The sequence below is a fragment of the Streptomyces phytophilus genome (assembly GCF_013870535.1).
Taxonomy (GTDB): Bacteria; Actinomycetota; Actinomycetes; order Streptomycetales; family Streptomycetaceae; genus Streptomyces; species Streptomyces phytophilus.
In genome coordinates, this window is record NZ_JACBXC010000180.1 from 1 (window position 1) to 7,548 (window position 7,548).

The 7,548-nt window shown below is 74.7% G+C and carries 10 protein-coding genes and 1 pseudogene; 4 read left to right on the plus strand and 7 right to left on the minus strand.

Annotation, left to right across the window (positions count from 1 at the left end; translation table 11 throughout):
• The 3 genes from H5J30_RS11660 to H5J30_RS11670 form a co-directional block, all read right to left on the minus strand.
• Window positions 1-612 (minus strand): AAA family ATPase (locus H5J30_RS11660; RefSeq protein WP_181787363.1); only part of this gene is annotated, 612 nt, incomplete at its 3' end.
• Window positions 609-1,778 (minus strand): exonuclease SbcCD subunit D, encoded by a 1,170-nt coding sequence (locus H5J30_RS11665; RefSeq protein WP_181787364.1) that lies wholly within the window; start codon window positions 1,776-1,778, stop codon window positions 609-611. The genes H5J30_RS11665 and H5J30_RS11660, both read right to left, overlap by 4 nt.
• A gap of 51 nt (window positions 1,779-1,829) precedes the next feature.
• Entirely contained in the window at window positions 1,830-2,456 is a 627-nt protein-coding gene (locus H5J30_RS11670; RefSeq protein ID WP_181787365.1) for a YigZ family protein, read from the minus strand.
• 235 nt (window positions 2,457-2,691) lie between these two features.
• Between H5J30_RS11670 and H5J30_RS11675 the strand changes: the two genes are divergently transcribed.
• Window positions 2,692-3,102 carry a CoA-binding protein gene (locus H5J30_RS11675; protein WP_181787366.1) on the plus strand — a complete coding sequence of 137 codons (411 nt, stop codon included), beginning with the start codon at window positions 2,692-2,694 and terminating at the stop codon, window positions 3,100-3,102.
• An 18-nt stretch (window positions 3,103-3,120) separates the two neighbouring features.
• On the opposite strand, the gene H5J30_RS11680 is transcribed toward H5J30_RS11675, so the two are convergent.
• Both H5J30_RS11680 and H5J30_RS11685 read right to left on the minus strand, forming a co-directional pair.
• Complete coding sequence (locus H5J30_RS11680) at window positions 3,121-3,675, minus strand: YbaK/EbsC family protein (RefSeq protein ID WP_181787367.1); 555 nt, start codon at window positions 3,673-3,675, stop codon at window positions 3,121-3,123.
• Window positions 3,676-3,695: 20 nt separating this feature from the next.
• Window positions 3,696-4,268, minus strand: a complete 573-nt coding sequence (locus tag H5J30_RS11685) for a helix-turn-helix domain-containing protein (RefSeq protein WP_181787368.1) — start codon at window positions 4,266-4,268, stop codon at window positions 3,696-3,698.
• A 105-nt stretch (window positions 4,269-4,373) separates the two neighbouring features.
• On the opposite strand from H5J30_RS11685, the gene H5J30_RS11690 reads away from it, so the two are divergent.
• On the plus strand, window positions 4,374-5,237 hold the full coding sequence (locus tag H5J30_RS11690) for a DMT family transporter (protein ID WP_181787369.1): 864 nt from the start codon (window positions 4,374-4,376) through the stop codon (window positions 5,235-5,237).
• A gap of 156 nt (window positions 5,238-5,393) precedes the next feature.
• On the opposite strand, the gene H5J30_RS11695 is transcribed toward H5J30_RS11690, so the two are convergent.
• Entirely contained in the window at window positions 5,394-6,098 is a 705-nt protein-coding gene (locus tag H5J30_RS11695) for an acyltransferase (protein WP_181787370.1), read from the minus strand.
• A gap of 119 nt (window positions 6,099-6,217) precedes the next feature.
• Between H5J30_RS11695 and H5J30_RS11700 the strand changes: the two genes are divergently transcribed.
• Window positions 6,218-6,763, plus strand: coding sequence for a gamma carbonic anhydrase family protein (locus tag H5J30_RS11700; RefSeq protein WP_181787371.1), 546 nt, complete (start codon window positions 6,218-6,220; stop codon window positions 6,761-6,763).
• A 50-nt stretch (window positions 6,764-6,813) separates the two neighbouring features.
• On the opposite strand, the gene H5J30_RS11705 is transcribed toward H5J30_RS11700, so the two are convergent.
• On the minus strand, window positions 6,814-7,266 hold the full coding sequence (locus H5J30_RS11705) for a DUF4442 domain-containing protein (RefSeq protein ID WP_181787372.1): 453 nt from the start codon (window positions 7,264-7,266) through the stop codon (window positions 6,814-6,816).
• 63 nt (window positions 7,267-7,329) lie between these two features.
• Here H5J30_RS11705 and H5J30_RS11710 point away from each other — a divergent pair.
• Window positions 7,330-7,548: pseudogene (locus tag H5J30_RS11710) on the plus strand (hypothetical protein); the annotation flags it as partial.

Genomic DNA, 7,548 nt, shown 5'->3' on the forward strand with positions numbered 1-7,548 from the left:
TACGGCCTCCTGGGAGCGGCGGCGCAACTCGGCGAGGTGGTCCTCGACTGCGGCGAAGCGGCCGGTGTCGAAGAGGCGGCCGAGCAGCCTGGCGCGGGCTTCGGCGTCGGCGCGCAGGAACCGCGCGAAGTCGCCCTGCGGGAGCAGCACGACCTGGCAGAACTGCTCGCGGGTCATGCCCAGCAGGCCGCCGATCTCCTCGCCGATCTCCTGGTGCGAGCGGCTGAGGCCGCGCCACTCGCCGGCCGCCGGGTCGCGCTCACGCAGCAGGCTGGTGGCCCGCTCCGTGGTGACGCCGGTCCCGTTGCGCTTGGGGCGGGGCTGGGAGGGCCTGCGGGTGACCTCCAGCCGGCGGCCGGCGACGGTGAAGTCGAGCGCGACCTCGGTGGGGGTGTGCGGCTCGGCGTGGTGGCTGCGCAGGGTGCCGCCCTGGCGCACGCCGGGGACACCGCCGTACAGCGCGTAGCAGACGGCGTCGAGGACGGAGGTCTTGCCGGCGCCGGTGGCGCCCTGGAGCAGGAAGATGCCGGCGCCGGACAGGGCGTCGAAGTCGACTTCCTGTGCACCGGCGAAGGGGCCGAAGGCGGCGACGGCGAGCCGGTGGAGCCTCACCGGGCGGTCTCCTCGCGCACGCCGGCGGCGCGCACGGCGTCGAACGCGGCGTGCAGCACGGCCCGTTCGTCCGCCGTGGCCGCCGATCCCGGTCTGACGTGCGCCACGAAGTCCTCGGCGATCTGCCGGTCGTCGCGGCCCCTGAGCCGGTCCGCGTACGACGCGGAGTCATCGGCGCCCTCGGCGGGCTCCGGCGCGAAGACCAGGCTGACGACGTGCGGGAAGCGCTCCGCGAGGCGGGCCATCGGCTCGTGCGGGCGGGCGGTGTCGGTGAGCGTGGCCTCGACCCAGGCGCCCTCCAGCGGTGTCAGGGCCGGGTCGGCGAGCAGGTCCGCCAGCCGGCCGTGCAGCCGCGCCAGCGGCCGCGGCACGGGCGCGTCGACGCGCTCGGCGGAGATGCCGCCGGTGGCGTCGAGGTCCACCAGCCACGTCGACTTGCGGTGGGCGGCTTCGGAGAAGGAGTACGCGAGGGGGGAGCCCGAGTAGCGCACGCGCTCGGCGAGGGTCTGGCAGCCGTGCAGGTGGCCCAGCGCAACGTAGTCGACGCCGGCGAAGACCGCGGCGGGCACGGAGGCGACGCCGCCGACGGTGATGTCCCGCTCGCTGTCGGAGGCCCGGCCGCCGGTGACGAAGGCGTGCGCGAGGACGACGGAGCGGGTGCCGGCCGGGCGGGCGGCGAGGTCGGCGCGCACCCGGTCCATGGCGGCCGAGAGCACCGCCGTGTGGCCGCCGCGGGGGGTGGCGAACTCCTCGCGCACCAGCGCCGGTTCGAGGTAGGGCAGCCCGTAGCACGCGACGTAGCCTGCGGCGTCCCGCAGCAGGACGGGCTCGCCGGCGCCCGCCGGGTCGGTGCGCAGGTGGACGCCCGCGCGGTCCAGCAGCCCGGCGCCGACGCCGAGCCGGCGCGCCGAGTCGTGGTTCCCGGAGATCATGACGACCGGCACCCTGAGCGCCCCGAGCCGGTGCAGCGTCCGGTCGAACAGCTCCACGGCGGCCAGCGGGGGCACCGCGCGGTCGTACACGTCCCCGGCGACGAGCACGGCCCCGACGCCGCGCTCGGCCACCACGGCGACGAGGTGGTCGAGGAACGCGGCTTGGGCGTCGAGCAGGCTCACCCGGTGGAACGAGCGGCCCAGGTGCCAGTCCGAGGTGTGCAGGAAGCGCATGGGGCCCGACTGTAGCGGCGGGGTACGACAGCCCGTGCGGTCCCGGCCGTCTCACCCGGTGCCGTACACCTCGCCGCCGGGCCGGAGTTCGGCGCCGCCGGCGGTGGCGTCGGCCAGCCAGGAGCCGAAGGCGTCCAGTTCGGCGGCGGGCACGGCGACCTCGATCTCGGCGTGCTCGCCGTACGCCACGCCGCGTACGTCGCGCCCGGCGGCGTGCAGGTGGCCGAGCACCTTGCCGGCCCGGCCGTGGTCGACGGTGACGGTGACCAGCCGCATCCGCAGCCGCGTCACCGTGCCGACGGCGTCCACGGCGGCGCCGACCGCACCGCCGTAGGCGCGGATGAGCCCGCCGGCGCCGAGCTTGGTGCCGCCGAAGTAGCGGGCGACGACGGCGACGACGTAGCGCAGCTCGCGGCGGAGCAGCAGTTGCAGCATCGGCAGCCCGGCGGTGCCGCCGGGCTCGCCGTCGTCGCCGGACTTCTGCACGCCGGCGTCGGCGCCGACGACGTACGCGAAGCAGTGGTGCGTGGCGTCGGGGTAGGCGGCGCGCACCCGGGCGAGGACGGCCTGCGCCTCCTCCTCGGTGGCGGCGGGGGCGAGGGTGCAGACGAACCGGGAGCGGTTCACCTCGGTCTCGTGCACGCCCTCGCGGGCGACGGTCAGATACCCCTCGCGCATCCCGCCACCCTAGGGCCTGTCGTTTGGATCTTCGCCGGGCTCGCGACGCCTGGGCCCGCACCTCGCCGCGTTGTCGTCGGTCAACGACGCTCCGCGTCGCCTCCCTCCTCCGCCTTGCGATGCACGGCACCAGCCGCCGCTCCCTGATCCGACAAGGCCCAAACGACAGACCATAGCGGCGCCCGCGCCTGGCCGCCGCGGGGAATCGGGGCCGGGTCGGCGGCGTTGTAGGGGCATGTACGCAGACCAGGAGACCATCCGCAGGATTCTGACCGCGACGGGCGACACCTGGGCGGTCGTCGGCCTGTCCGATAACTCCGCGCGCGCGGCCTACGGCGTGGCGCGGGTACTCCAGCGGTACGGCAAGCGGATCGTGCCCGTACACCCCAAGGCCGAGACGGTGCACGGCGAGCAGGGCTACGCGTCGCTCGCGGACATCCCGTTCCCCGTCGACGTGGTCGACGTCTTCGTCAACAGCGACCTGGCCGGCGGGGTGGCCGACGAGGCGGTCGCGAACGGCGCGAAGGCGGTCTGGTTCCAGCTCGACGTGATCGACGAGGACGCGTACGAGCGGGTCCGCGCGGCCGGTCTCGACATGGTGATGAACCGCTGCCCCGCCATCGAGATCCCCCTGCTCGACGACTGAGCGGAGACCGGCGGAGCGTCAGGCGCCGAGGCCGTCGAGGACCACGGCGCCGGGCAGTTCGGCCAGCGCCTTGCCGGGCACGATGAGCTTGCCGCGCCGTCGGCCGCTGCCCACGACCAGGTGCGGCGCGTCCGCGACCCGGGCGTCCACCAGCAACGGCCAGCCCTCCGGCAGCCCGATGGGGGTGATGCCCCCGTACTCCATGCCGGTCTCGGCGGTCGCGGCGCCGGCGGGCGCGAACGACGCCTTGCGCACCCCGAGATGGCGCCGGACGGTGCCGTTGACGTCGACGCGGGTGGTGGAGAGCACGACGCAGGCGGCGAGGGTGACGTTGCCCCCGCGCTTGCCGGCGACGACGACGCAGTTGGCGGAGCGCTCCAGCAGGTCCTGCCCGTACGTCTCGCAGAAGACGGCCGTGTCGGCGACCTCGGGGTCCGAGTCGACGTGCACCAGCTCGGCCGCGGGGACGGCGCCGTGCCAGCCGCGCAGGGCGGCGGCCACGGGGTCCGCGAGCAGGTCGAGGCGTTCCGTGGCGGGGGCGGCGTCGTCGAAGTCTCCGATGGGTGCGCGCATGTGCGCGACCCTAACCCGCCTCAGCGCGGAGGTGGTACCGCGACCGCCATCACCAGCTCCACGGGCTCCTGGCCTTCGTTGCGGTACGCGTGCGGGGCGCTCGCCTCGAAGCTGGCGGACGTGCCCGCCGGCACCGCGTGCGGCGTGCCGGCGACGTGGAGCGTCAGCTCGCCGGCGGTGACGTGCAGCAGCTCGGTGGTGCCCGCGGGGTGCGGGTCGGAGCTGCTGCCGTCGCCGGGCATGAGGCGCCAGGACCACATCTCGAACGGGCCGGGGTTCTGCGTGCCGACGAGCAGCCGGCTGGCGCTGCCCCGCTTGGTCGTCCACATCCGCACGGCCCGGTGCGGCGGCACGAGCTGCACCTCGGGGCCGTGCTCGTAGTCGAGCAGGGTCGTGATGCTGATGCCGAGTGCGTCGGCGAGCTTGACCGTGGTGCCGACGCTGGGGTTCGTACGCGCCTGCTCTATCTGGATGATCATCCCGCGGCTGACGCCGGAGCGGCCGGCCAGCGAGTCCAGGGTGAAGCCGCGCTCGTTGCGCCAGTGCTTGAGGTTGCGGGCGAGCGCGTGCGTGAGGACGTCGAAATCCGCCAAGGCTCCGTCCAACTCCGTCCAATATTTTGATGCGGTCGTCCAGTGCACTGAACTACACTGCGGGAAACCGCAGCGTTCATCACAGTGTACTCGGGGGGCTTCGTCGTGACCGCAGTATTCGCCTTGGCCACCAGCATCCTCTACGGGCTGGCCGACTTCGGCGGCGGGGTGCTGAGCCGGCGCACGCCGGCGCTCACCGTCGTCGTGCTCTCGCAGATCGCCGCGACGGTGGTGCTGGGCGCCGTGGTGGTGGCCACCGGCGCCTGGAGCGAGGCCGGCCCGCTGCTGTGGTTCGCGGTCGCGGCCGGCGTCGCCGGGCCGGTCGCGATGATCTGCTTCTACAGCGCGCTGGCCCGCGGGCCGATGGGCGTCGTCTCCCCGCTCGCCTCACTCGCCGTGCTGGTCCCGTTCGGCGTGGGCCTCGCGGCGTACGGGGAGCGGCCGGGCCCCGTGCAGTACGCGGGCGGGGTCGTCGCGCTGACCGGGGTGGTGCTGGCGTCCGGGCCGGTGCGCGGCGCGCCGGTGGCACGGCGGACGCTGGTGCTGACGCTGGGCGCGGCAGCGGGCTTCGGCGCGGTCTTCGCCTTCATCGCCGAGGCGTCCACGACGGTCACGGGGCTGTTCCTCGCGCTGTTCGTGCAGCGCGCGGTGAACGTGGCGGTGGGCGGTGCCGCGCTCTACGTGGCGGTGCGCAGGGGCAGCGCGGCCCTGCCGGAGGGCGGCTGGGGCACGATACGGACGGCGGCGCCGGGCCTGGTGTTCGTGGGCCTGGCGGACGTGGCCGCCAACGGGACGTACGCGATAGCCGCGCAGCACGGGCCGATGACCCTGGCGGCGGTGCTGTCCTCGCTCTATCCGGTCGTCACGGCTCTGGCGGCGCGGGGTGTGCTGCGGGAGAAGCTGCGCGCGGTGCAGGCCGCGGGCGCGGGTCTGGCGCTGGCGGGGACGGTGCTGCTGGCGTCGGGATGAGGCCGGGCCGCGGCACCGGGCGCGGCTCAGAAGTGGTTGCGGATCGTGTAGAGCAGCAGCCCGAAGGCGTGCAGGCCGAGTACGACGGCCAGGACGATGCGCAGCGTACGGTTCGTGATCAAGCGGCGCTCCTTCTCCCGGTCGGGCCGGTCGCGGTCATGTCGCCGCCTCCAGTGTGCCGGGCGGCGCCGGGCGCAGCGGCGGGTGCCAGCCGGACTCGGGGTTCCAGCGGCGTACGATCCGGGCGGGCGCTCCGGCGACGACCGCGTGGTCCGGCACCTCTCCGCGCACCACGGAACCGGCGGCGACGACCACGTTGCGGCCCAGCCGGGCGCCGGGCAGGACCACGGCCCCCACGCCCAGCCAGCTTCCCGAACCGATCTCCACCGGCGCCGAGCGCGGCCACTGCTCGCCGACCGGCTCGTGCGGGTCGTCGTAACTGTGGTTGATCGAGGTGATGTACACGTACGGCCCGCAGTACACCTTGTCGCCGAGGGTGACGGAGAGGTCGGCGATGACGTGGCTGCCCCTGCCCAGCACCACGCCGTCGCCCAGCCGCAGGGCCGCCTCCGGGCCGAGCGGGGCGCCGGGCGCGAGCCCGACGGTGAGCGTCACCTGCTCGCCGATGATGCAGTGCGCGCCCAACTCGATCCGGCCCTCGCCGAAGATCGTGCCCTGGGGGAAGGGAAGGACCGTCCCCTCGCCGATCCCGCGGAAGCGGTACGGGCCGGGCCGCCCGGCGCTCACCGCCCCCGTGCTCCGCACCCACCGCCAGCCCCGGTGCACGGCGCGCGAGAGCAGCCGGCTCGTCACGGAGTTGCGCTGCTGGTTCGGCACCCGGTCACCGTACCCCTCCCGCATCTCGCCTACGCTCTGACCGAGCACGGCCGCGGCCCCGGACGGCGACGGGCCGCCCGCGGCTCACCAGGACGTACGACGGCGGGCGGCCGGGGCCGCCGCGAGCACCGGGAGCGGACGACATGTCAGGACGGCCGGAGCCGCTGATCGCGGCGGTGGGCGGGCGCGAGCCCGCGGTGGACCCGAAGGCGTACGTGGCTCCGACGGCGGTGGTGCTCGGCGACGTGACCCTCGGCGCGGACTCCGGCGTCTGGTACCACGCGGTGCTGCGCGGCGACTGCGAGTCGATCTCCCTGGGCGCGGGCAGCAACGTGCAGGACAACTGCACGGTCCACTCCGACCCCGGCTTCCCCGTCGTCATCGGCGAACGCGTGACCGTCGGCCACAACGCCGTGGTGCACGGCTGCACCGTGGGCGACGACGTGCTCGTCGGCATGGGCGCGACCGTGCTCAACGGGGCCGTGATCGGCGCCGGTTCGCTGGTGGCCGCGCAGGCCCTGGTGCCGCAGGGCATGGAGGTGCCGCCGGGCTCCCTGGTCGCCGGGGTGCCCGCGAAGGTCAAGCGCCCGCTGACCGACGCCGAGCGCGAGCACATCCGCCTCAACGGCGCGGGCTACGTGGCCCTCGCGCAGGTGCACCGCGAGTCCCTGGGCGGCTCCGACACCTGAGCCGGGGACCCGCGGGACGAGGGCTGACGGGCCGGGGACGGCCCGCGGGCTCAGCCGTTGGGGCGCAGCGTCCACAGCACCGTCATCCGGCCGCTGACGGCGCCGTCCCCGCGGACGATGTCGACCTCGACCGGGAACTCCGGCCGCTTGCCGGCGTCGAGTTCGGCCACGACCTCGGCAACGGGCCGGCCGAGTCGCGCCTTGGCGGTGACATCGCCCCGGGCGACCTTCAGGAAGTCGATCTCGGCCCGCACCGGGAGCGGCACGGCCCGCTCCATCTGGTCGCCGAACGCGGCGAGCACGACGGCGCCGGTCGCCGACTCGGCGAGGGTGAACATCGCGCCCGCATGCGGGCCGCCGACGTGGTTCTGGTACTCCGGCCTGTCGGGGAGGCGGAGGGTGGCGGCCTCCGGCGTGATCTCCTCGTAGACGAGGCCGAGCGTGCGGACCATGGGGACCGATGCCTGCAGAAGCTCGCCCAGCGGCGGCATGGTGTCTGACATGCGCCCACGTTACCAATGGGTAATAAGTGTGGCCACTCCCCCTCGCCAGCTATGTTGTTCCGCATGTGGCCAGGACAGCAGCCCGGGGGCGAGCAGCACCAGCAGCAGCCGAACCCGTACCAGCAACAGCCCGCCCCTCACGGCCCGCAGGGCTACGACGGACAGCAGCAGTTCCAGCAGCAGGAGCAGTGGGGGCAGCCCGCGCAGCCCGGTGCGCCGGTCCCCGCGAAGAGCGGGACGACGCCCCGCGTCGCCGTCGCCATCATCGGCGCCGTCGCCGTG

What these genes read in the sequence shown, in the direction of transcription:
- H5J30_RS11665 (WP_181787364.1), bottom strand. Translation starts at nt 1,778, where the DNA reads ATGCGCTTCCTGCACACCTCGGACTGGCACCTGGGCCGCTCGTTCCAC.
- H5J30_RS11670 (WP_181787365.1), bottom strand. Translation starts at nt 2,456, where the DNA reads ATGCGCGAGGGGTATCTGACCGTCGCCCGCGAGGGCGTGCACGAGACC.
- H5J30_RS11675 (WP_181787366.1), top strand. Translation starts at nt 2,692, where the DNA reads ATGTACGCAGACCAGGAGACCATCCGCAGGATTCTGACCGCGACGGGC.
- H5J30_RS11680 (WP_181787367.1), bottom strand. Translation starts at nt 3,675, where the DNA reads ATGCGCGCACCCATCGGAGACTTCGACGACGCCGCCCCCGCCACGGAA.
- H5J30_RS11695 (WP_181787370.1), bottom strand. Translation starts at nt 6,098, where the DNA reads ATGCGGGAGGGGTACGGTGACCGGGTGCCGAACCAGCAGCGCAACTCC.
- H5J30_RS11700 (WP_181787371.1), top strand. Translation starts at nt 6,218, where the DNA reads ATGTCAGGACGGCCGGAGCCGCTGATCGCGGCGGTGGGCGGGCGCGAG.
- H5J30_RS11705 (WP_181787372.1), bottom strand. Translation starts at nt 7,266, where the DNA reads ATGTCAGACACCATGCCGCCGCTGGGCGAGCTTCTGCAGGCATCGGTC.